Here is a 23,596-nt window from a genome sequence, read left to right as displayed (position 1 = left end):
GGGTGTTGCCATGGGATGCTCTCCTTGCTCAAAAGACAGGACCGGACGGCGTGATTGCCTGTCCAGGCGGCAAAGGAGGAATCAAAAGTCATGCCAGCCATCACATGGCCATTACCCATCAAGGGCTTACGAATCTCGCGTGAGAATTTTCCATTCTTTGCTGTAGGAAACAGCGAAAAAGTGCGCAAGAAGTTGCGCAGTACTGTGCAACTTCTTGCGCACTTGGCTGGAGGCCTTGATTGGCAAGGCCTGCCGGGGTTTTGACCGTGGTTTTATTACGGACAACTGCGCAACTTTTTGCGCAGTTCAGCAATTCCGATCAGCTCCACTGAAACAGGGAAACCGTCCATAAATAACGGTCCGATCAATCCCCAAAACGACAAAACCACCTGCGGCTAAACAGATGGTCTTGAACTGGCTGAACACAAACGAATGTCACCGGCCAGCATGCTGCTCGAGCAGCGAGAACGCTTCACCGGTAAACCGATAACTCTTGTCCGGCTGAAACACGATAACGCCCTCCTCGCACAAACGCTTGAGCACTTCCCTCACGCTGACGAACTGAATACCGCTGACAAACGCCTGCAGATAACCATGCACCCCGCGCCCGCCAACGGCGCGTCCTTCGCGCGCAGCCACCAGCAAGGCATCGATCACCTTGATCCGGATCAGGCTGGTGCGCAGCCCGTAATAATGCAGCAGCTCACGGATGTGCTCATTGGTGCTGCGCTCGAAATCGAAGGCCCGCTGGCCTTTCGCCAACGGGAACTGCGATTGTTTGCCAGAGGATGTCGATGCCGGGCTGGTTAACATTCGAATGCTCCTTTTTATGATCAGCCGCTGTGCGTAGCTATATATAGAAGAAGGCGCACTCGACGGCTCCGCCATCAAGTGCGCCCTCCCGATCAGAAGTCGACGGTCGCCGACAATTGCAATGTGCGTGGATAGCCCGGGGAGAACGCGCCGTAGGACGCCACACCCGACCAGTACTCACGATCAAACACGTTCTGCACCGTGGCGCGGAATGTCGTCGGCCGACCTTCGATCTTGGTGGCGTAACGGGCGCCGGCGTCGATGCGGGTCCAGGATGGCAGTTCCTGGGTGTTGGCCTGATTGACGTATTGGCTGTCGGTGTAGATCGCGCCGCCGGTCAGGGTGAAACCTTCGACCCACGGGGTGTCCCACTCGGCCCAGAGGTTGGCCTGGACATCCGGCACGCCCACCGGTTTGTTGCCACGGTTGGCGGCGGTGGCCGAATCCGTCAGTTCGCCGTCGAGCAAGGTCACGCCGCCCATCAGGCGAGTGCCCGGCGCGACTTCACCGAACATGCTCAACTCGACGCCACGGTTACGCTGCTCGGCCTGCACCGAGAACACGTTGCCGGCGCCGATTTCGCCGCTCGGTTTTTCGATCTGGAACAGCGCCAGGGTAGTCATGAAAGTGCCGTGCTCGTACTTCACACCGATTTCATGCTGCTTGGATTTGTAGGGTGCGAAGGTTTCGCCGGAGTTGGCTGCCGTGCCGGGGGCGATGTCACCTTTGCTCAGGCCTTCGACGTAGTTGTAGTACAGCGAGACGTCTTCCCACGGTTTGACCACCACGCCCGCCAGCGGTGTGGTCGCACTGTCGTCGTAACGGGAACTGACCGAACCGGATGCGCTGTAGTTACGCGACTCGATGTCCTGACGGCGTACGCCGAGGGTCAGTTGAATGCGGTCATCGAGAAAACCCAGGGTGTCGGTCAACGCGACGCCAGACAGCTCCGACTCGGAAATGCGCAGCACTTTCGGCGAGTTGATGTACTGCTTGGGCACATCCACCGGGTGGTAAATGTTCGAGCGGATTTCCGTGCCGTTGTTGATGCCACGGGACAACTCGTCCTGGTAACGGGTCGCCATGATCGTAGTCGTGTGGGTGACCGGGCCAGTGGCGAACAGCGCGCGCATCCCCACATCAGCCGTCGAGCGATCGACGTTGAATTTGTAGTAGCCGGGGATATTGCTGGTGTCGCCGGCGTCGTTGAGGATTCGCGGCACCTGGTCCGACATGCGCTTGACGTCGGAGCGACCGCCGCCGGCGTGAGCGAACACGGTCAGGTTGTCATTGAGGTCGTACTCGCCGCCGAGCAATGCCGACTGTTCCTTGGTGTCCGACCAGCCCCAGTCCTGCGGCAGATTGGTGCGACCGTTCGGCGCCGATGGAACCTTCACGCCCGGTGCAATGGTGAACGGTCGCGAGGCCGCGTCGAAGCTCTCTTTCTGGCTGATGTAATCCAGGTTCAGGCGCAGCCGTTCACCCTTGTAATCGAGGGCGATGGCGCCGATGTCCAGCGCGCGCTCCTGATTGTCGATCGCGGTATCGCCACCCTGGGTACTGCCGTTGAAACGGATGCCAAATTGGTTCTCGCTGCCGAAACGTCGACTGAGATCCAGATGCCCGCCCACTTGCGAGTCGGACGCGTAAGTGCCGGTGAAGCGGGTCAGGTCTTCGTCCAGTGGCCGTTTGGGCACGATGTTGATCACGCCGCCAACGCCGCTGTTGGGCGATATCCCGTACATCAGCGCGCCCGGCCCTTTGAGCACTTCAACGCGTTCGGCGTATTCGGTAAACACCCGATAGTTGGGCGCGACGCCGTACACACCGTCGTAGGCCAGTTCCCCGAGGTTGCCCTCGCCTATCGCAAATCCGCGAATGAAAAACGAATCGACGATGCCGCCGGTCTGCCCGGTCGAACGCACCGAAGGGTCCCGCTCCAATGCATCGGCCACGGTCACCGTTTGCAGGTCGGCGAGGGTTTTCGCGGTGTAGCTGGTCACGCTGAACGGCGTGTCCATCACGTCCTTGTTGCCCATCATCCCGAGCCGCGCGCCCCGGGCGACCTGGCCGCCGGCGAGCACTTCCGGCAATGCGGTCGCGCCGTTGTAACTGGCGTTGACGTTGGTGGTGTCCAGCGTCAGACCTTCCGTGGAGACGGCGTCCTGTTGCTCGGGTTGCTTGGGGTCTGCTGCCCAGACAGTGGCGCTTCCTGCGGCCAGAATAGAACTCAGCATGGCGGTGCGAATAGCCAGGGTTAACGCGCGTTCACTGCAAGGTCGACGTGCAACAGACATGACGATGGGGTCCTTCTCGAATGGCTGAAAATGGTAATGACTCCTATTTGCCAGCCAGCAATCGAAAAAGTATCAGCGTCGTCGGAATTCTTTTTGGCGACCGGTTTGCGCGGAGGATGGGCGGGAGAAGCCCACCCTCCGGCACAGGTCAGTCGTACAGGCATTGCAGCGGAATGGAGATCACCGGCAGCGCGGGATCGAACGCGTGCCGGGTGGTCTTGTACGGGAACAGTTCGCCGCGCCCGATGGTGGTGAAAATCCGTGCCACTTCGAACGCTTGCCCGGTTTGCCAGTGCCGCACACAGACGCGCGGATCGGCGTAGTCGAGCTGGATGCACGGCACCCGTTTCAACCCCAGTGCCCGCGCCGCGTTGAACCGGTGATTGCCGTCCATCACGATGCCCCGGGAGCGCTCGACGATGATCGGCTCCAGCCAATGCCCGGCCTTGATGATCGCCTCGCGCAGGCGCTGCACGTTGAGCGGATCGACCTGCTCGGATTGCCGCACGTCGCACAGTGGACGCAGGGCAATCTGGTAACCATGTCCCATGATTCGTCCCCCGTTTCAGCAGGCATCCGCGTTGGCGACCAGCGCGTACTGGCTGGCCATGTCCCGCAGGCGTTGCGCCTGTTCGATGAGCGGCAGATCGACCATTTCGCCGTCGACTTGCACCGCGTGGCTGCCCCCGGCCACGGCGTTCAGAACCCGGTCCGCCCACGCCAGTTGGCGGGCGTTGGGCAGGTAGGCTTTCTGCACCGTGGCGATTTGCGACGGATGGATACACAACTTGGCGCCGAAGCCCAGGGACCGGGCATAGCGCGAATCACGCTCGACCACCGCCATGTCGCTGATGGCCGGGGTCACGCCATCGATCGGCGCCGGCAGCCCGGCAACCCGCGACGCCAGCACGATGCGATTGCGGGCGAACAGAAACGCCTCGGGAATCTGGCTGCAGTCGATGTCCAGGGAGAAATCCAGCGAGCCGAATGCCAGCCGCGCCAGGCCGGAAATCGCTGCAATCGCCTCGACCTGATGCAAACCCTTGGCGGTCTCGATGATGGCGACGATTTGCAGTTCTGGGTTCCACTCCAGCAAGCGCTCAACCACACGGGACAAGCTCTCGGGGCATTCGGCCTTGGGCAGGAAAATCCCTGCGCAGCGCTCGGGGTAGCGCATGTCGCCCAGCCAGGTCATGTCCTGGCGAAACAGCGAACTGCCGACGCTGTTCAACCGGATGTAACGCTGGCTGGCGGTTTCGGGCGTGCTCTGCTGCCAGGCCCAGATCGACGCCCGGGCCACGGCCTTGCTGTTCGGATGAACGGCATCTTCGAGGTCGAGAATGATCGCGTCCGGCCCGGCCTCGACCGCTTTGGAAAAGCGCTCCGGCCGGTTGCCGGGAACGAACAGGTAGCTGATGGGAAGCGTGGCGTTGGTGCTGTGACGAACAGTCATCGGGACTCTCCTGAGCGTGCTTCAGTCGTGGGTTTTCAAAAAAATTCGAACACCTGTTACAGGGGAAAAACCAGGTTGAATCCCGGTGTCTTGAATCAACCGTCAACACCTTGAATAACAAGGCGTTGACGGTTTTTAAAATCAACACGCGAGCGCTTACTTGAGCATGCGAACAAACGGCTTCGCACTCCCCTGTTGTGTGTGTTCATTCAAAAATATTTGAAAACCTTACTTGATAATCGTTCCTGTTCGCAATATTGTTCGAGCCGCTGACAGGGTCAGGATTCAAATCAAGACCTGAAATTTTGTTCACGGAAAGTTCGGCGCAATGATGTCATTTACATGTCAGGTAATGGCACTTCAAAAGAGACAAGGCCATCAGTCATTGGCCTTATCCTTGCCTGCCTGAACCTTAAGGAGTGGGGCTCTCATGAAACAGTTTTGTGAAAATTTTATGAAAGAACATACCCCGTGTTTATTTGCAGAGCGGATCTGTCATCCGCCTCCCCCTCTTTAAACACTCGTATCTGACGAGCAGAAAGAACACAAAAATCGATAACGATTAGTTGTCGACCTGCAGATGGCGAATATCGACGCCAGGGGTTTTCTATGCCTGAATTAATTGCGCCGCAAATTAAAGAAACAACAAAAGCCCAATACCCAAAAGTGCTGAAACCGTTAATTGATCCTGTTATCGCCAATCTGCTTAAACATTCTCCGGAAAAACTTGTTGAACTCGTTAACCAACACGGGTCTCCACTGAATCTGGTATGGCCGCATGCATTTGAGGCCAACGTACAGGCGCTGCAATCGGTGTTGATACAACACAATGTCGACTACGCGATTTTCTACGGTGCCAAGGCCAACAAGTCGCAATGCCTGCTGGCTGCAGCATCGGCTTCGGGCATCGGCACCGACGTGTCGAGCCTGTTTGAGTTGCAAGCGGCACTGCGCGCCGGAACCCCGGCGGAACGTGTATGCGCAACCGGGCCGGCCAAAACGGCAGCGTTTCATCGCGCACTGGTGCAAGGTGGATCGCTGATTTGTGTGGACTCACTGGAAGAGTTCGGCCATCTCAAAGCGCTGCTCGACACTTCGCAACCACCGGCCAAAGCCCGGATCCTGCTGCGTTACAGGCCGACAAGTTGCCCGGCGAGCCGATTCGGAATGAGCGCGGAGGATTTGTTCCAGTGCCTTCAATACCTTGTCGAACAGCGTGAGTCGTTCCAGTTCGAAGGGTTCCATTTCCACCTCGGCGGCTACGGCTACGAAACCCGGGTACAGGCTTTCCGTGAAGTCACCGGCTTCATCGATGCGGCAAGGGAAATGGGCCTCGACCCGGTCATGATCGACATCGGTGGAGGCCTGCCGATGCGGTATGTAGACCCGCAGGATTACAACAGTTTTTTGCAGAACGAAAACAACCCGAGTCATTATCAGAACCGCCGAGTCCCCGACTCTTTTTATCCTTATGGCAGCAGTCTGACAGCTTGCCAGTGGCTGGAGTTATTCCTGGAGTCGGATCATTCCCCGGGAAAAACCATTGCCGGTTACTTGAAGAGCCAGAATATAAAACTGGCACTGGAACCGGGCCGTAGCCTGGTGGATCAAGCAGCGATAAGCGTCTTTCGCGTGACCCGCACCAAACAACTGGCCGACAACAAAATTGTGATCTTTGCCGAAGGCAGCAGTTTCAGCGCGTGCGAAACCTGGTTCTCGTCTGAATACCTTGTCGATCCAATCCTTATTACATCGAAAGAATCAAAACCTGTTCCGATGCAAGCCTACATCGCCGGTCATAGTTGCCTGGACGATGATGTAATCACTCATCGCCTGATCAACTTCGACACAACACCACAAACCGGCGATCTATTGATCTACGCCAACACCGCCGGTTACCAGATGGACTTACTGGAAAACGAATTTCATCGCCACCCATTGCCGCAGCGACTGATGGCGACATGTTGTACAGAAGGTAACTACGCATTCACACCTGACTATTAAGGGAAGACGTCCAGATGATACTGAATAAAGTTTCGGATCTTATTGGCAATACACCAATGTTGGGCATCGATGTTCCGGAAACCAACGCCCGGCTTTTGCTAAAGATTGAAAAGAACAACCCCGGCGGCAGTATTAAAGACCGTATGGCGCGAAACATGGTTTTAGCGGCGCTCAAGTCCGGAAAGTTGAAACCCGGTGGCGTGGTCGTTGAATCATCTTCCGGCAATACCGGTATCGGCCTGGCCATGGCGGCTGTGGAGTTCGATCTGCATTTCATTGCCGTGGTCGACCACCATGCGGCGCAGGACAAGATTGCGGTGATGAAGGCACTCGGCGCCGAGATCCGCTTTGTCGCCGGGACCTATCGGGAAGACGAAGTGGCTGTGGTCGAGCGCCAGCGGCTGGCTGCCGAACTGGCCTCGCAGATCCCCGGCGCGGTGTTCATGAACCAGTCGGACAACGCGGCCAACGCCGGCGGCTACAGCGATTTCGTCCGTGAAACCATCGCCCAGGCCGGTGGCCACATTGGCGCGTACGTCGGTTGCGTCGGCACCGGTGGCTCGATGACCGGCATCGCACGGGGCCTGAAACTGCACAACCCGGACATCGTCACCGTCGCCGTCGAACCGGCCGGTTCCATTGTCTTCGGTCATCCCGGCTATCCGTATTACCAGTCGGGAACCGGTACTCCCGCCGGCGACACTGTCGGCCTGGTGCTTGACTACAGCTGCATCGACCTGGGCTTGCAAGTCACCGATTCCCAGGCCTTCGAAACCGCCCGCTACATCGCGCGCAATCTGGCCCTGCTGGTCGGCGGCTCGACCGGCGGCGCGATCTACAAGGCGCTGGAACTGATTCACAAAGGCACGTTGACCGGCAACGTCGTGGTGCCGATTGCCGATGGCGGCGAGAAGTACCTGCACACCGTGTTCGACGACAAATGGCTCGAAGAGCGGGACCTGCTGGACCCGGATGTCGCGCCGCAACTGGATCGCTGGCTGGGCAAGACCCGCTGGCTGGAATCCGACGCCACTCCCCTGCAATTGAGCGTCGCCTGACGCGCCTCCCACACAGGAAAGTCTCTGTATGAAACCGCTGAAAGTCGCTATCTGCGGCGCAGGCCGGACCGGGCACCTGAATGCCATCCTGTTTAAACAGCTGCCCAATGTTCAGGTCTCGATGCTCACCAACAATCAGGAAGTGATCGACCGGCACCTCGCCAACCTGCCGATGCAGGCGCTGATGCCCGACGGCTCGACGCTGAGCGCGCGACCGGACCAGGTCAGCACCGACGCCAGCGTCGTGGTGGCCGACGCCGACATCGTGATCATCACCGTACCGGCCCACGCTCGACCGCAAACCCTGCAAGCCATCGCGCCGCATTTGAGCGCGAGCAAACCGGTGTACGTCGGCGCGATTCCTGGATTCTGCGGCTTCGACTGGCTGGCGGAGGCTTCGCTGGGCGAACGTTCGAATGTGGTGATCTGGGGCATGAAGGACGTGCCACACACTGCGTTCGATCTGCAGCCGGGCGTGTCGGTGAAAATGGGTGGCGGCAAGAGCCAGTTGTATGTCGCTCTGCACGACCGGGAATCAGCGCAATCACGGCAGCACCTGGAGGGAATCCTCACGACGCTGTACGGCCCCTGCGTGACGATGCTCGACCACTACCTGGAAATCACCCTGACACCGGGCAATCCGATCATGCACAGCTCGGTGATCTACGGCTTGATCGGCCCTTACGGCCAGTGGCATCGCAAGATCTTCCCGCAGCGTATGTGCTGGTGGACTGAATGCCCGGAGCTGGGCGCCTATTTTCTGGAACGCATGGATCAGGAAAGTCAGGAACTGTGCAGCGTGATCAGTCAGCGCCTGGGCATCGACCTGTCGTCGGTGAAATCCCTCAAGCAGGAAATCGTCGAAGCCTACGGCGAGCAGATCCGCGATCAGAGCAGCATGTTGTCGATCCTGCGCACCAACCAGGCTTACAACGACATCCTCGCGCCGATGATTCCGGCCGACGACAACCGCGCCGGCTACGTGATCGAACGCGAAAGCCGCGCCTTCAATGAAGACGTTGCCTACGGCCTGGTGCTGCTGGTGGAAATGGCCCGGCGCTTCGAACTGAAAGTCCCTTACATCGAAGAGGTCCTGCAATGGAGCGTTACCTATATGCAGGGCCTGCGCGACTCGGCGCTCGACTACTTCCCCCGCCATTGGCCGCGCACGGCGTGAGCGGGTTCAACATTTCATTAATTTCTCGACGAGCAGATAGCTGATATGGATGACTTCAAGACACTCATCGCCTACTCCCGCAAGAACGCCCTGCGACGGATGATCCGTTGCCTGTTTGCCGAAAACATTCTGGATCGCTCGGGGCTGCGTTTCTCCGAGGCCGGAAACGAGGCCACCTACGCGCTGAAAGACGGCCGCTCCCACGTGTTCTTTTCCAACATCGCCAAGGGTCCGGCCGACACCGTGGTCAATGACGGCGACGTGGTGCTGGTGACCGATGAAGGCGTGCGCCAGGTGATTCACACCCATCACGACTTGCTGGACGTGCTGCGCGACAGCTTCGATTTCGAGCCCACCGATGAAGGCATCGCCGGGCTCAAGTCGGACATGGAAAACAGCCTGATGAACGACGCCCATGCACGTCAGCATCGCCAGCAATGGAACGCACGACTGGCCGCCGCCACCCGGGAACAGGGCCTCGACAGCCTGACTGATTACTTGCGCCAACACGCCAGCACCAAGGACGCCGCGATCCTCCTCGACCAATGGGGATCGCTGGAAGGACATCCGTACTATCCGACGTGGAAAGCCCGCCCGGGCCTGAGCGACGAAGAAGTCGAGCAACTGTCGCCGGAGTTCAACGCCCAGGTGCCGCTGCGCATTGCCGCGCTGCGGGCCGACATGGCGAAAAGCGAAAGCATGCCCCACGTCACCGACTACCACAGCTGGTTCGCCAGCAACTTCCCGACTCAATGGGAGCAATGGAAAGCGTCGCTCAACGGCAAAGGCCTGGACGAATCCCAGTGGCTGCCACTGCCGATTCACACCTGGCATTTGCAGGCTTATGTGCTGAAAAACTTCGCAGCGGAAATCGCGGAAGGCATCCTGATCACCGACGGCCCGGACATCCAGACCCTGCCAACCATGTCGTACCGCACGATGATGCCGGTGCTCAAGGAGAGCGCGCCGCTGATCAAGTTGCCGATCGCCGTGTGGATGACCAGCGAACTGCGCAGCCTGCAGGCCAAGTCGATCCACATGGGCCCGCGCATCAGCACCGTCATCACGAAAATCCTCGAAGTCGAAAACGGTTTCGGGCAGCGACTGGAAATCTTCCCGGAAGAAATCGGTGTGCGCTACAAGAACGCGATCACGCAGGATGACCACCCCGGCCGGCACCTGTCTGTAGTTTTTCGCGCGAGTCAGCAAGCATTCGAGCGTACCGACGAGTGTCTGCCGATCACCGTGGCTTCTCTGTTCACTCGCTTGCCGGGCAGCGGTCGCCCGTTGTTCACCGAGTTGATCGAGCGTGACGGCGTTCGGGCCAATACCGCCCAAGTTGAAGACTGGTTCCGCCAATACGCCAAAGTGGTCACCCACCCGGTGGTGGCGATCTACCTGATGTACGGCATCGGGCTCGAGGCGCACCAGCAGAACACGATGGTGCTGTTTTCCCCGGATGGCAAAGCACGTAGTCTGCTGATCCGTGATTTCGGCGACGGCAGGACCTACGCTCCATTGCTGGAAGGACGCGGCTACACCCTGCAACCGCATGTGCAGCCGGGCATTCTGCCAACGGTGTTCGAGGGCGATATCGAGCCGGTGCGCATGTTCGTGCTGGACGCGGCGTTCCTCACGCACCTGCATGAAATGGCCCTGTGGCTGACCAAGGAGTACGCGCTGGACAACAACCGGATGTGGGACATTCTGCGTGAAGAGACCGAACTGGCCTTCGCTGCGGTGCGCGAGCGTGTCGCGCCGGACCTGTGGGAAGTCGAACGCAAGGCCTTCCTCAATGATCCGTGGCCGACCCGTTCGTTGTTGCGCATGCACATGATGCAGTACTCCAACTACCGGATTCAGCACACGCTGACCAACCCGCTCAATGTCGTTCAATAACCGAGGCTGACCCATGACCCATGCAGGTGCCATCGCGGGTTCGCGCGTAAGAGTCCTGATTTATCTTCTGTTCGCGATCCAGCTCATTTCGATGGGTGCGATGGAAATGAGCGGGCCGTTCTGGCCCGTCCACCTGCGTGGGCTGACCTCGTCAGACTCGCTCTTCAGCTTCGCCAGCATCGCCGTGTACGTCGGGCCGATGCTGGGCATTATTCTGACCAGTGCATTCTGGGGCCGTATCGGCGACCGCTACGGCCACAAATTGATGATGATCCGCGCCCTCGCCGGCCTGTCATTGACCCAGCTTGGGCTGGCCCTGTGCAGTGACATCTGGGTGATCCTGATCCTGCGCTTCCTGCAAGGCGCCTTCGCCGGCTACATCGCCCCGGCCCAGGCCTATGGCGTGAGCATCGAAGCACCTTCGCGACGGGCGCGACTGTTCGCGATCCTGCAGATTTCCACCAACGTCGGTTCGTTGCTCGGCGCGGTGGTTGGCGGGCTGATCCTCGATTACGCGACGTTCTTCTGGATCAACATGATCGCGGCGGTGTTGTGCGCGATCTGCACTGTGGTCGCGGCCGTCACGCTGCCGGACGTGCCGCCAGTGAAGAAAACACCGGTTGCCGATAAAGAAGCCCCAGTCAGCCACAAAACCAGCGTCTGGCAAGGCACGCCCCTGCTGTCGCTGCTGGGTGTCATGGGCATTTTGCTGCTGGCGCGGATGCTGCCGCAGACCTCGTTCTCGCTGTATGTCAGCTCGGTGTTCGAAGTCAGCAATTCGGTGGTCGGGCTTTGCTATGGCTTGCTGGCGCTGGGCTTCATTCTGTCGGCAACTGCGTGGTCGCGTTACTTCGAGCACCGTAGCCAGCAGGACACCTTGCAACGCATCACTTACGTTGTCATTGGTTGCATTGCGCTGACGGCACTGGCCGGCATCACGCGTAATCCGATCGTGTTCGTCGGCGCCTACTTCATCTGGGGCGTATTGCTCGGCGCCACGACGCCGGTGCTGATGGCGCTGATCTCCAAAACTGCCGACAGCTCGCGTCAGGGCTACGTGCTGGGCATTGCCCAAAGCACTGCGCAATTTGCGTCCATCGCCGGCATCTCGGCCGGTGGGCTGCTCAGCCAGGTCTATGGTTTGCAGTACACCTACCTGTTTGTCTGCCTCGCCTACGTCCTGGCGCTGATTCCCATCGTTGCGTTGCGCTACCGGCCCATGGTCATGCAACCGAGCCAGATCCCGCCGGGAGACTGATCAAGGAGTTTGCTTTGAACATTGAACAACTGCGCGCCGACACACCGGGTGTCGAGCAACTGATTCACTTCAACAATGCCGGTGCGGCGCTGATGCCTGATCCGGTGATCGAGGTGATGACCCGTCATCTGCAACTTGAAGCCCGGATCGGTGGATACGAAGCCGCCGGGCAGCAATCCGTTGAAGTGGAATATGTCTACGAAGACATCGGCCGACTGATCAACGCCCGTCCCGAAGAAATCGCGGTCATCGAAAACGCGACCCGCGCCTGGGACATGGCTTTCTATTCATTGCCGCTGCGGCCCGGTGATGTGGTGCTGACATCGACCACCGAATACGCCGGCAACTACATTCCCTACCTGCAACTCAAGCAACAGCGCGGGATCGAGATCAGGGTCATTCCCAACGATGAACAGGGCCAGGTGTCATTGCCGGCACTGCGGGACATGCTCGACGATGACCGGGTTGCGCTGGTGTCGCTGCCGGTGATTGCCACCAATGGCGGCCCGGTGCAGCCCATCGAACAGATCGGCGCCCTCGCCCGCGCGGCCGGGGTTCTGTTTCTGCTGGATGCCTGTCAGGGCGTCGGGCAGATGCCGATCGATGTGCAGAAAATCGGCTGCCATATGCTCGCTGCCACCAGCCGCAAATACCTTCGTGGCCCTCGGGGCATGGGGTTTCTCTATGTCGAAAAAACCTTGTGCGAAAACCTTGAGCCGGCGTTTCTCGACCTGCACGCGGCTTCATTGCTGACCCCGGACACCTTCAAAATTCGCGGCGATGCCCGACGCTTCGAAAACTGGGAATGCAACGTTGCCGCGAAACTGGGCATGGGAGCGGCGGCCCGTTACGCCCTGACGCAAGGCATCGAACCCATGTGGCAACGCATTCAACGATTGTCAGCACACCTGCGCAATCGCCTGGCCGACGTCCCGGGAATTACGCCGCAGGACATGGGCGCCATCAAGTCAGGCATCGTCACCTTCACCTGCCAGGACGCCAGCGCAGCACAAGTTCAGGCATGGTTGGCGGGGCAGGAAAAACGTATCAACGTCACCACCTCGACCTTCCGCTCGACGATGCTCGACATGCAGCAACGGGACCTGCTGGAAGTCAGCCGCGCATCGCTGCACGCCTACAACACCGAGGCCGAAATCGACGCCATGGTAAACGCGTTGTTGAGAATGCCCCGCAGCTGAAAACGGATGCTGATTCGCGCTTGCGTCGCGGGCTCTTTGTACACTAGCATTGGGAATACTTCTCAATTGCAAAACACTGCAGCCATGAGCGAAACCCTTCCCGCGAACAACGACAACCATCTGCGCGTGATCGAAGCGCTGTACAGCGGCCATCATGGATGGCTGTACAACACGCTGAAGAAAAAACTGGGTAACGCCATGGATGCGGCGGATCTGGCGCAGGATACCTTCACCCGGATCCTCGCCTCCCAGGTCACAGCCATCGAACAACCCCGGGCTTACCTGAGCTGCGTGGCCAAGGGCATTCTGATCAACTGGTATCAGCGCAAGGCACTGGAACGCGCCTACCTAGATGCCCTCGCTCATCTGCCGGCGCCGGAAGTGCCTTCTCCAGAGCTGCGCTTCGTGGTGCTGGAAACCCTGCACGAAATCGACGCCATGCTCGACACCCTCCCGCCCCTGGTCAAACGCGCGTTCCTGCTGTCGCAGATCGGCGGTTTGAAATACGCCGACATCGCCGAGCAGCTGGACGTCTCGCTGATCACCGTCAAGCGCTACATGAAACAGGCTTTCGTGCAGTGCCTGATGCTGGTGGAATGAATGCTCACGCGTCGCAGTGAACCGCCGCTCGATCCGAAAATCCTCGAGGAAGCCGCCGAGTGGCTGATGCGCCTGAGCGAAAACGACCTCAGTGAAACCGAGCGTGCGGAATGGGAATACTGGAAAGTCAGCAGCCCCGAGCGCAACCGGGCGTGGTCCCGCGCGCAGTTGCTGCAAAGCAAGTTCGGCGGCCTGCCGCCGTCGCTGGCGATGTCGGCGCTGGATCGTCCAAGTAACCCGGAGCGCCGCGCAGCCCTGGGCAAACTGGCCCTACTGCTGGCAGCGGTGCCCGCCGGCTGGGGCAGCTGGAAACTGGCGCAGTCGCAGCAATGGTCCGCCGATTACCACACCGCCGTCGGCCAGCGCCGCGAACTGACCCTGGCCGACGGCTCGCACATCACCCTGAACACCGACACGGCCATCGACGTCCTGTTCGACAGCCGGCAGCGACTCATCAATCTGCGCGAAGGCGAAATCCTCGTGCAGACCGCAGCGGACACCTCGCCCACGCCTCGACCCTTTCTGGTCAGCACCCGCCAGGGCCGGATGCAGGCGCTGGGCACGCGCTTCACCGTTCGTGAATGGCAGCCGCGTACCCAACTCGCGGTACTCGAAGGCGCCGTGCAGGTCGAACTGGCCGACAACCCTCAGCGCACACCGATCATCGTCAACGCCGGGCAACGCACCGACTTTTCATCACAGGCCTTTGGCTCGCTCAACCCGACCGACCGCAACGTCGGCGCCTGGACCCAGGGCATGCTGATGGCCGACAAGATGCGCCTGGCGGATTTCGTCGTCGAACTGGCGCGCTATCGCCGAGGCTTTGTGCGCTGCGATCCGGCCATTGCCGACTTGCGCATTTCCGGGGCCTTTCCCATCAGCGATACCCAACGTTCGCTGAACATGCTGGCGCAGACCTATCCCGTGCACGTCTCCGGGCACTTGAGCGGTTACTGGGTGACGCTCTCACCCGCCTGAGCAAAAAAATCACCGCACAGGTGATACTTTTTTTGATCTCGGCTGGCAATGAAAGGAACAACCATTCCACCTCGCCCATAGGGTCATCCCTTCATGCTCGTTGCACGACCCTTGCTTCCGGATCGTCTGCTAAAGCCCGTTATTCGCAGTGTGTTGCTCAGCGTCGTGCTGGGCCTGGCTGGCGGTGCGTTTGCGCTGGCTGCCGAGCCGGCGCAACTGGACGCGGTCACCGTTCGAGCCTACAACATCGCTCCGGGCCCGCTTGGCGTGACCCTGTCGAGTTTTGCCGTGGACGCCGGGATTGCCCTGTCGTTTCAGCCATCGATCACTGAAGGCCTCGTCAGCCCGGGATTGTCCGGCAGGTACTCGATTCAGGAAGCGGTGTCCCGGCTGCTGGAAGGCAGCGGGCTGGAAATGGTCGCCCGCAGCGACGGCACCTGGACACTGGTGGTACGCCGGGTCACGTTGTCGGACACCACGGTCGAAGGCGTCGACCAGCGCACCGACAGCCTGCCATCGGTGCTGCCGGGCGGTCAGGCCGCTCGGGGCGGACGCCTCGGTATTCTGGGCAACCGTGACACGATGGACGCCCCGTTCAGCGTCAGCAGCTACACCTCGACGCTGATCAAGGACCAGCAGACGGTCACGGTCGGAGACTTGCTCGAGCGCGACTCTTCGGTGCGCTCAACGGGACAGGCCGGCGGCATTGTCGATTCGTTTTTCATTCGCGGTTTTCCGGTCGGCGAAGGCAACCTCGGTGAACTGGCGTTCGACGGCGTGTACGGCGTGGCCTCCAACTACCGGGTGTTCACCGAATACGCCGAACGCATCGAACTGGTCAAAGGCCCCGCCGCCCTGCTCTACGGCATGTCGCCCAACAGTGGCGTCGGCGGTGTGATCAACGTGGTGCCCAAACGTTCGCTGGACGAAGACCTGACCCGCTTTACCGCCAATTACGCCTTGAACACACAAGTGGGCAGCCACCTCGACATCAGCCGCCGATTTGGCGAAGAACGGCGGTTCGGAGTGAGGATCAACGGCAGCATCCAGCAAGGCGAAACCGCCATCGAAAAGCAGTCACGGGAGGTCGGCATCGGCGCCATTTCCCTCGACTATCAGGGCGAACGCCTGCGCACTACCCTGGACCTGATCAACCAGAAAGAATCATTCGACGCCGCTTCCCGACCATTCCTGATCGCCCCCGGCGTGGACATTCCGTCGGCGGCCAACGGACGCACCAGCGTCAGCCAGGAATGGGGCTGGTCGGATACCCGGGACAAATCGGCGTTGCTCGGTGGCGAATACGACCTCAACGACAACCTGACGCTGTTCGCCCACGCCGGTGGCGGTCGATCGGACGTCGCGCGCATGTCCGACCAGACCCCGACCATCGTCAACGCAGCGGGCGACACCTCGTCGATCCCCGGCTATTACAAATTCGAAGTCCAGCGCTACACCGTCGATGCCGGTGCGCGGCTGCGGTTCGACACCGGGCCGGTCAGCCACAGCACGGCCCTGCAAGTCACCCGCTATCGCGATGAGCTGGCGCGGGGCATCATTTCCGGCCCGGCGATCCTGTCTAACATCTACCACCCGATCGACCGCCCGAAACCTGCAATCGCCAAACCCGATACACCCAAAGTCTCGCAAAGCGAACTGTCGGGCGTGGCCCTTGCCGACACCCTGTCGGTGCTCGACGAACGCGTGCAAGTCACGGTCGGGGTGCGCCAGCAGAACATCAAGTCGGACAACTACAACGCAGCGGGCTTCGTCACCACCTCCTACGACAAGAGCAGATCCACGCCGCTGTACGGGGTTGTGGTCAAACCCTGGGAGCATGTCTCGTTCTACTACAACTACGTCGAAGGCCTGAGCAAGGGAGACATCGCCCCGTCCGCTGCTTCGAACGCCGGCGAAATCTTTTCTCCCTACGTTTCCCGGCAGCAGGAGCTTGGGGTCAAGCTCGACTACGGCAGTTTCATGTCCACCCTGGCGCTGTTCCAGTTACAGAAACCCAGCGGTGAACTGGCCTCGGGCGTGTTTTCGGTCCAGGGCGAGCAACGCAACCGCGGCGTGGAGCTGAACATGGCAGGCGAAGTCACTCCGGGCACTCGCCTGCTCGGTGGCGTGACACTGCTCGACGGAGAGCTGACCCGAACCAGCGTTGCCGCCAATCGCGGCAACAAGCCCGTGGGCGTGCCAGAGGTGCAGGCCAACCTCTGGGCTGAATGGGACGTCCCGCAACTAGAAGGCCTGACGCTGACCAGCGGCGCCATCTACACCGGCAGCCAATACGTCGATCAGGCCAACACGCAGAAACTGGATGACTGGACCCGCTTCGACGTCGGTGCGCGCTACGCCACGCGCATCGCCGAACGGCCGACCACTTTCCGGGCCACCGTGCAGAACGTGTTCGACCGCGAATACTGGTCGGGCGTCGCCTCCTATGGCGCGTTCTCTCAAGGCGCGCCTCGGACCTTGTTGCTCTCCGCCACTGTCGATTTCTGAAACGTCCGGCCCGGTGCGGCGCCTGGCGTCGTGGTCCGATCCGGCTTTTGCAAAGGCATACACCATGGTTAATGTTTTTCGCCGCCGCCATACCTTCGCCGCCCTGCTGTTCGCCGGGCTGCTGGGTTTGTCGATTTCCTCCCTGATGCCAGGCAGCGCACGGGCTGCCGAACCGGATCCGGCTCTGGGCACCGTGACCGATTTGCAGGGCCGTACGGTCAAGGTTCACCTGCCGGTGCGCCGGGTCATTCTGGGTGAAGGTCGCCAGTTGTATCTGGTGGCTGCGCTGGACACCCAGAACCCCATCGAACGTATCGTCGGCTGGCGCAAGGACCTGATCCAGTCCGACCCGGACACCTATAACGCCTACCTGCGCAAATTCCCCGACATCGCAAAAATCCCGACCTTCGGCGGTTTCGAGAGCGGCACCTTCGACATCGAGCAGGCGATCTCGCAGAAGCCTGACGTGATCATTCTCAACATCGAAGCCCAGCACGCGACCGAGGATGCGCGCTACATCGAGAAACTCGACGCCCTCGGCATCCCGGTGGTGTACGTCGACTTTCGCAACAACCCCATGCAGAACACCGAGCCGACCATGCGCCTGTTCGGCAAGTTGTTCGGCAAGGAAGAACGCGCCGAAGCCTTCATCGATTTTCGTAACCAGCAGATCCACCGCGTCACCGACGTGATCGAGAAACACCACCCTGCCCGCCCCAGCGTGTTCATCGAACGCATCGGCGGTTACACCGATGACTGCTGCCTGAGCTTCGGCAACGAGAACTTCGGTCTTTTCGTCGACATGGCCGGCGGCAACAACATCGCCCGTCGGATCATTCCGAGCACCTTCGGGCAACTGAACCCCGAGCAAGTGATCGTCGCCAATCCCGACCACGTGGTGGTCACCAGCGCCGACTGGGAAGCCTTTGCGCCGGGCGGCCATTGGGTCGGTGTCGGCCCGGGCGCGGATCTGGCCGAAGCCCGACGCAAACTGGCCTGGTACACCCAGCGCCCGGCCTATGCCGGCATCAAGGCGCAGAACACTCAGGCGTTTCATGCGATCTGGCATCAGTTCTACAACAGCCCTTACCAGTTCGTGGCCATTCAGCAGTTGGCCAAATGGTTCCACCCGGAGCTGTTCGCCGACCTTGATCCGGATGCCGCATTTCGCGAGCTGCACGAGCGCTTCCTGCCGGTGCCTTATGAACCTGGCTATTTCGTCAGTCTGCAAAAAAACGAGGCCAAACCATGAGTTCGCTGGGCGAAGCACCGATTGTGCAGAGCGTCACCTACCGGCGGCTGGTGCTGCGTAAACGGCTGATCCTGCTCGGGCTGGCCGTACTGCTGATCTTCAGCGTGTTGCTCGACCTGGCCCTCGGCCCGGCAAAATACAGCCTTGGCGAAGTGCTCGAAGCGTTGTTCTCACCGGACACCGCTTCGGCACAAGTCAGGGTGGTGATGTGGGACATCCGTCTGCCGGTGGCGCTGATGGCGGTCGCTGTCGGCGCGGCGCTTTCGCTGGCCGGGGCGCAGATGCAGACCATCCTCAACAACCCGCTCGCCAGCCCTTTCACCCTCGGCATTTCTGCGGCGGCCGGTTTTGGTGCGGCCCTTGGGCTGGCCTTTGGCGTGGCGCTGTTTCCGCTGGCGGCGCAATACATGGTGCCGCTCAACGCGTTCATCATGGCGATGCTCTCCGCGCTGCTGATTCACTTCATGAGCATGCGTCGTGGCGTCACCGCTGAAACCATCGTGCTGCTCGGCATTGCACTGGTGTTTACCTTCAATGCATTGCTGGCACTGGTGCAGTTCTTCGCCACCGAGCAAGCCGTGGCGGCCGTGGTGTTCTGGACCATGGGCAGCCTGACCAAAGCCACCTGGCCGAAACTCGGAGTGATCTGCGTGGTGATCCTCATCACCCTGCCGATCTTCGCCAAGCGCGCGTGGGCGATGACGGCCCTGCGCCTGGGCGATGACAAGGCCGCGAGCTTCGGCATCAACGTGCGCAGCCTGCGTTTTCAGACGTTGATCATGGTCAGCCTGCTCGCGTCGTTTCCGGTGGCGTTCGTCGGCACCATCGGTTTTATCGGGCTGGTCGGGCCGCACATTGCGCGGATGCTGATCGGTGAGGATCAACGATTTTTCCTGCCGGCCTCGTTGCTGACCGGTGCGCTGATCCTGTCCGCCAGTTCGGTGGTCAGCAAGACCCTGATCCCGGGAGCGATATTCCCTATTGGCGTGGTCACGTCGCTGATCGGCGTGCCGTTCTTCATTTCTCTGATTCTCAACGGGAAGAAAAACTCATGGTGAAGCTGCGGCTCGAAAACCTCGGGGCCGGTTACGGCCAGCGCGAGATCATTTCCGGTGTCAGCACCGCGACGTTTACCGGCGGCCAGGTCGTGGCGGTGGTCGGGCCCAACGCGGCGGGCAAATCGACGTTGTTCAAGCGCATGGCCGGGCTGATCGATGGTCCGGGCGAAGTGATTCTGGAAGGTTCGAAAAAAGGTACGCAAGGCATCAGCTACATGCCGCAAGGCCTGAACGCCAGCGCCCGTTTGACGGTGTACGAATCGGTGCTGCTGGCGCGCAAGCAACTGACGCCCAACTGGTCGGTCCACGACGATGAATTGCAACTGGTGGACGAGATTCTCGATGCGCTCGGGATCACCGAACTGTCGTTCCGCAACCTCGGCGAACTGAGCGGTGGTCAACAACAGTTGGTGTCAATCGCCCAGACCCTGGTGCGCGAACCGGAAATCCTGCTGATGGACGAACCCACCAGCGCACTCGACATGCACCGGCAGGTGCAGGTGTTGAACTTCATGAAAGCCCTGGCGCGCCGCCGCGAGGTGATCGTGTTCATCGCCATCCACGACCTGAACCAGGCGCTGCGTTTTGCCGATCAGGTGCTGGTGATTGCCGGCGGCACCGCCCATGGCAGCGGGCCCAGCCATGAAGTCATCACCGAGCCGATGCTGCGCACGGTCTACAAGGTCGAGGCGCGGATCGAGCAATGCAGTCGCGGGCAGCGCCATATTCTGATCGATGACATTGTTTGAGGGTTGCCCCGTCAGATCGCAAAGGCAGGGATGCCGAAGCTGGTGGGTGACGGGTCAAAACTTCAGGCAAGCGAAACCAGTTTTGATACGCAATTGCCGGATGGACTGGGCCCTCTCCTGATCGCCGGCCAGGCTCAAATGTCCAGCTCTCGTGTCGCCTCTTTATCGGGTGGCAACACAATAAAATCCCGCCATGCCATCAAGGCTTTTTCAAAGGCTTCCAGACTTAGAAATTCACAATAATCGTCTTCCATCAGGAAATAGATTTTTACGCAGTCCTTTGAAAACTCTGATCCCCAGTCTTCACGACCCCAGTGATCGAATTCGACCTTTGACTCCTTCACTGATTTGATCCGCGCCAAACCCACGTCTATCCACTCCAGCGAGTGTATGTGCCCGCAGCCCCCATCATCGGTCAGGATGCAAGACAAAGGGCTCGCACCATCGTCCTTCACGACGTTTGAACTACAGTGCGGAAACAACTCGTCGAACGCTTCTTCCCAGGAGAATCGCAATTTCATTTTTTGGTTCCATGCACCAGAGATAACTGATCGACAGGGTTTGACACTCAAGCACCAGACTCAGAGCAGGCTCCACGACACCCCGACATACATCGCCATCCCCTCGCCCGGCGTCGAGCGTGCGGCGTCCAGCCCTTTATCGTCGTAGCCCGGCGTAACGGTAGCGGCGTAGTGCTTGTCGGTCAGGTTGCGCATGTCCAGCCAGGTCTGCCAGTCGCCCTTGGGTGCGTTGTAACCGAGGGTCGCGCCGAAGGTGGCGTAGGGATCGGCGTAGTAGCTGTTGGCGTAATCCACCGCGACTTTCGACACCAGTTCCGTTTTGACTGCCGCGAAGAAGCCCTGCGGGAAGTCGTAGCGCAGTTCGCCCTGGTAGTAATGCATCGGCAGGCCCGGCAAGCGGTTGTCGCCGAAGCGGTCGTCATCGCGGTAGTGGAAGTCGCTGAATGTGTAAGCCTGACGCAGGCTCAACTTGCCGCCGTCGTTCGCTGACCACAGATGGCTGTTGAGGCTGGCTTCAATACCTTGGTGCACGGTCGGGCTGGCGTTGAGTTCGTACGGCGTAGTCGCGTTGGCATCCGGCAACACCGAAAGCAATTCGTGGCGCACCTGGGCGTAATACCACGCGAGGCTCCATTCGCCGAGCGCGCTGTCGCCACGGCCGCCGAGCTCCAGCGTGGTTGCGGTCTGGTTCTGCAGTTTGACCGGATCACGCTGGGTGCCGGTGGCCGCGCCGCTACCGGCCGGGAACCGTACGTTGGAGCTGTAGATCAGCGACCACGGATGCGGCGCTTCGACCGAGCGGCTGAGGTTGCCGAACAGTTGGAAGTCCGGCGTCACCTGATAACGCAGGCCCAGACGTGGCGCGTAATCCCAGTCGCCGAGGCTGGTCTTACCGCCTCCGTCGGGGTAAGTCACGGCACTTTCGCGGCGGGTGTAGATCGCGGCAAGGCCCGTGGTCAGCCACAGGTCGTTGGCGATTTCCAGGTCATTGCCAAAGTGCAGAACGGTATCCGAGCCTTGATAAGTGAAGTTGCGCATGTGCGTGCCCGGCGCGTAACCGACGGTGTTGCCGCTTGGAATCCGTACCAGCTCAGTGGCACCGTCGTTGGGCAGGTGTTTGGTCACCCGCAGGCCAACCGTACTGCGGCTTTCGAGACCCCAAAGCGTATCGCGGCGTTTGTAGTCGAACGTGCCGCTGACATCGGTGTACGCGACCTTTAAACGGTTCGGGCCTTCACGCAGGTCCATCGGGTAGTCGTGATAAACCAAACCGGTCTGGATGCTCGAATCGTCGTCGATGTAGTACGTGGTCTTGTTGCCGATGAAGGTGCTGCCGGGCTGATCGCGGCTGTCGTTGCGGGTCACGTAGGCCGGGTTGGCCGCACGCGGATCGTGTTCGATGGAGTGCTTGGTTACTCGCCCGGCGAGGTCGTTGTCGGTCTCGCGGTGACGGATGTAGAAGCGGGTTTCCAGATTTGGGTTGAAGCGATAACCGAAGTTGGCGATCACACCCTGGCTCTTGCTGGCGGTGTGATCCTGATAGCCGTCAGAGTGCGCGTCAGTCATCGACAGGTAGTAATCGAAATCGCCCAGTACCTGGCCCGAGCTGACTTGCCGTTGCGCATAGCCGTGACTGCCCATGACGTAGCGCACATTCAACCGAGGCGCGTTGTAGCCGGTGTGGCTGACGTAATCGACCGCCCCGCCCAACGCCAGCGCACCACGATCAAAACCGTTGGCACCGCGCAACACTTCCACATGGTCGAGCCACAGTGGTTCCAGCAATTCATAAGGCGTACCGCCGGGGCCGGTCAGCGGCAGACCGTCGAGCATCGTGTACAGCCCCGACGCGTGAGCGCCAGGAGCCCGATTGATGCCCGAGCCGCGAATCGAGATTTTCACCCCTTCGTTGCCCGCTGACTGGGCATACACCCCAGGCTGATAAGCGAGTACATCCTGATTGCTCGCCACCCGCCCCTGCAACGGAGCGCGCATATCGACCACATTGGTCGCGCCGGGGACTTGCGCAAGCCGGGACTTGGCCTCTTCCACCGAAAGGTCTTCGCCAGTCTGTTCTTCTGCCCCGATCAGCACCTGCCCCAACTCCATGCCCTGAGACTCGGCTTCGACCGGACAGGCAAGGGCCAGCCCCAGCAATGCAGCGGGCAGTGTTTTGAGCGAAGGCATCGAGAGAACTCCAGACAGACAGTTACGGGCAGTGAGAACTGCGACGTATGAATGAACGAAGTAAACACATGGCGATTTTGTTTTTTGTCAGGTAAACAGGCGTCTGAGTTTCTGGACTGTAATCAAACAAAGGAGATGCAGGGATGGCCGAAGCCGTATTGAAGTCGAAGATGGCCAATTTTCTGGTGACCGACGCCGAAGTGAACTACGAGGATGTGGGCGAATTCTATGAGGTCGTCGGCAGCGGCAATGTCGGCGTGCTGGCCGGCGTGCTCGAGGGGTTCAGAAATCACTACGGCGGATTATGGGTAGGCGGAAAAGTGACCGTGACCCAGAACGCTGTTCACTTGAATGCCAATGCCATGAACCGCATGGCTCAGGACGGGACACTGGACGTCGAACTGCCCATGACATCGATCCGCAAGGTCACCGTCGAAGGTGGTTTCGTGACGAAGATCGTCCGTCTCGACACCGACGCGTACAGCGTCAAATTTCGCTGCTACGGTGCCAAGGATGTTGCCTCACTGATCGCCAAACAGGCCCTTTCGCAATCGTTGAAACGCGCCCGGTAAACGGCGCTTTGTC

At 60.1% G+C, this 23,596-nt stretch carries 19 protein-coding genes; 13 read left to right on the top strand and 6 right to left on the bottom strand.

Annotated features, from left to right (window positions below):
• Window positions 1-435: 435 nt before the first annotated feature.
• The 4 genes from M5B98_RS18725 to M5B98_RS18710 form a co-directional block, all read right to left on the bottom strand.
• A complete protein-coding gene (locus tag M5B98_RS18725) occupies window positions 436-813 on the bottom strand; it encodes a fe2+ zn2+ uptake regulation protein (RefSeq protein WP_248743606.1) in 378 nt (125 codons plus the stop codon).
• Between the two features lie 92 nt (window positions 814-905).
• Window positions 906-3,110 (bottom strand): TonB-dependent receptor, encoded by a 2,205-nt coding sequence (locus tag M5B98_RS18720; protein WP_248743605.1) that lies wholly within the window; start codon window positions 3,108-3,110, stop codon window positions 906-908.
• Between the two features lie 148 nt (window positions 3,111-3,258).
• Entirely contained in the window at window positions 3,259-3,660 is a 402-nt protein-coding gene (locus M5B98_RS18715) for a ParB N-terminal domain-containing protein (RefSeq protein WP_248743604.1), read from the bottom strand.
• Window positions 3,661-3,675: 15 nt separating this feature from the next.
• On the bottom strand, window positions 3,676-4,563 hold the full coding sequence (locus M5B98_RS18710; RefSeq protein ID WP_248743603.1) for an HpcH/HpaI aldolase/citrate lyase family protein: 888 nt from the start codon (window positions 4,561-4,563) through the stop codon (window positions 3,676-3,678).
• A 609-nt stretch (window positions 4,564-5,172) separates the two neighbouring features.
• Between M5B98_RS18710 and M5B98_RS18705 the strand changes: the two genes are divergently transcribed.
• From M5B98_RS18705 to M5B98_RS18650, 12 genes are all read left to right on the top strand, one after another.
• Window positions 5,173-6,567 (top strand): Y4yA family PLP-dependent enzyme, encoded by a 1,395-nt coding sequence (locus M5B98_RS18705; protein WP_248743602.1) that lies wholly within the window; start codon window positions 5,173-5,175, stop codon window positions 6,565-6,567.
• 14 nt (window positions 6,568-6,581) lie between these two features.
• The gene (locus M5B98_RS18700; protein WP_248743601.1) at window positions 6,582-7,625 is read left to right on the top strand and encodes a PLP-dependent cysteine synthase family protein; all 1,044 of its coding nucleotides are present in this window, start codon (window positions 6,582-6,584) and stop codon (window positions 7,623-7,625) included.
• Window positions 7,626-7,653: 28 nt separating this feature from the next.
• The gene (locus M5B98_RS18695) at window positions 7,654-8,802 is read left to right on the top strand and encodes an NAD/NADP-dependent octopine/nopaline dehydrogenase family protein (protein WP_248743600.1); all 1,149 of its coding nucleotides are present in this window, start codon (window positions 7,654-7,656) and stop codon (window positions 8,800-8,802) included.
• Between the two features lie 45 nt (window positions 8,803-8,847).
• Window positions 8,848-10,701 (top strand): IucA/IucC family protein, encoded by a 1,854-nt coding sequence (locus tag M5B98_RS18690; RefSeq protein WP_248743599.1) that lies wholly within the window; start codon window positions 8,848-8,850, stop codon window positions 10,699-10,701.
• Between the two features lie 13 nt (window positions 10,702-10,714).
• Complete coding sequence (locus tag M5B98_RS18685) at window positions 10,715-11,959, top strand: MFS transporter (RefSeq protein ID WP_248743598.1); 1,245 nt, start codon at window positions 10,715-10,717, stop codon at window positions 11,957-11,959.
• Window positions 11,960-11,973: 14 nt separating this feature from the next.
• Window positions 11,974-13,158 carry an aminotransferase class V-fold PLP-dependent enzyme gene (locus M5B98_RS18680; RefSeq protein ID WP_248743597.1) on the top strand — a complete coding sequence of 395 codons (1,185 nt, stop codon included), beginning with the start codon at window positions 11,974-11,976 and terminating at the stop codon, window positions 13,156-13,158.
• Between the two features lie 84 nt (window positions 13,159-13,242).
• Window positions 13,243-13,758 carry a sigma-70 family RNA polymerase sigma factor gene (locus M5B98_RS18675; RefSeq protein ID WP_085708459.1) on the top strand — a complete coding sequence of 172 codons (516 nt, stop codon included), beginning with the start codon at window positions 13,243-13,245 and terminating at the stop codon, window positions 13,756-13,758.
• Window positions 13,759-14,736 carry a FecR domain-containing protein gene (locus M5B98_RS18670; protein WP_248743596.1) on the top strand — a complete coding sequence of 326 codons (978 nt, stop codon included), beginning with the start codon at window positions 13,759-13,761 and terminating at the stop codon, window positions 14,734-14,736.
• Between the two features lie 93 nt (window positions 14,737-14,829).
• Complete coding sequence (locus tag M5B98_RS18665) at window positions 14,830-17,244, top strand: TonB-dependent receptor (protein ID WP_248743595.1); 2,415 nt, start codon at window positions 14,830-14,832, stop codon at window positions 17,242-17,244.
• A gap of 64 nt (window positions 17,245-17,308) precedes the next feature.
• Window positions 17,309-18,496, top strand: a complete 1,188-nt coding sequence (locus M5B98_RS18660) for an ABC transporter substrate-binding protein (RefSeq protein ID WP_248743594.1) — start codon at window positions 17,309-17,311, stop codon at window positions 18,494-18,496.
• Window positions 18,493-19,554: a FecCD family ABC transporter permease gene (locus M5B98_RS18655; protein WP_192553379.1), complete on the top strand. Its 1,062-nt coding sequence runs from the start codon at window positions 18,493-18,495 to the stop codon at window positions 19,552-19,554. Before M5B98_RS18660 ends, M5B98_RS18655 begins: the two co-directional genes overlap by 4 nt.
• A complete protein-coding gene (locus tag M5B98_RS18650; protein WP_114882411.1) occupies window positions 19,548-20,303 on the top strand; it encodes an ABC transporter ATP-binding protein in 756 nt (251 codons plus the stop codon). Before M5B98_RS18655 ends, M5B98_RS18650 begins: the two co-directional genes overlap by 7 nt.
• Window positions 20,304-20,437: 134 nt before the next feature.
• On the opposite strand, the gene M5B98_RS18645 is transcribed toward M5B98_RS18650, so the two are convergent.
• Window positions 20,438-20,824 carry a hypothetical protein gene (locus M5B98_RS18645; RefSeq protein WP_248743593.1) on the bottom strand — a complete coding sequence of 129 codons (387 nt, stop codon included), beginning with the start codon at window positions 20,822-20,824 and terminating at the stop codon, window positions 20,438-20,440.
• Window positions 20,825-20,884: 60 nt separating this feature from the next.
• The gene (locus M5B98_RS18640) at window positions 20,885-23,011 is read right to left on the bottom strand and encodes a TonB-dependent receptor family protein (RefSeq protein WP_248743592.1); all 2,127 of its coding nucleotides are present in this window, start codon (window positions 23,009-23,011) and stop codon (window positions 20,885-20,887) included.
• Window positions 23,012-23,154: 143 nt separating this feature from the next.
• On the opposite strand from M5B98_RS18640, the gene M5B98_RS18635 reads away from it, so the two are divergent.
• Entirely contained in the window at window positions 23,155-23,583 is a 429-nt protein-coding gene (locus tag M5B98_RS18635; protein ID WP_248743591.1) for a hypothetical protein, read from the top strand.
• The last annotated feature ends 13 nt before the right edge of the window (window positions 23,584-23,596 follow it).

This window comes from Pseudomonas sp. MWU12-3088 (genome assembly GCF_023242405.1).
Classification (GTDB): domain Bacteria; phylum Pseudomonadota; class Gammaproteobacteria; order Pseudomonadales; family Pseudomonadaceae; genus Aquipseudomonas; species Aquipseudomonas kribbensis.
The sequence above is the reverse complement of the archived record's forward strand: the minus strand, read 5'-3'. Positions and strand labels throughout refer to the sequence as shown.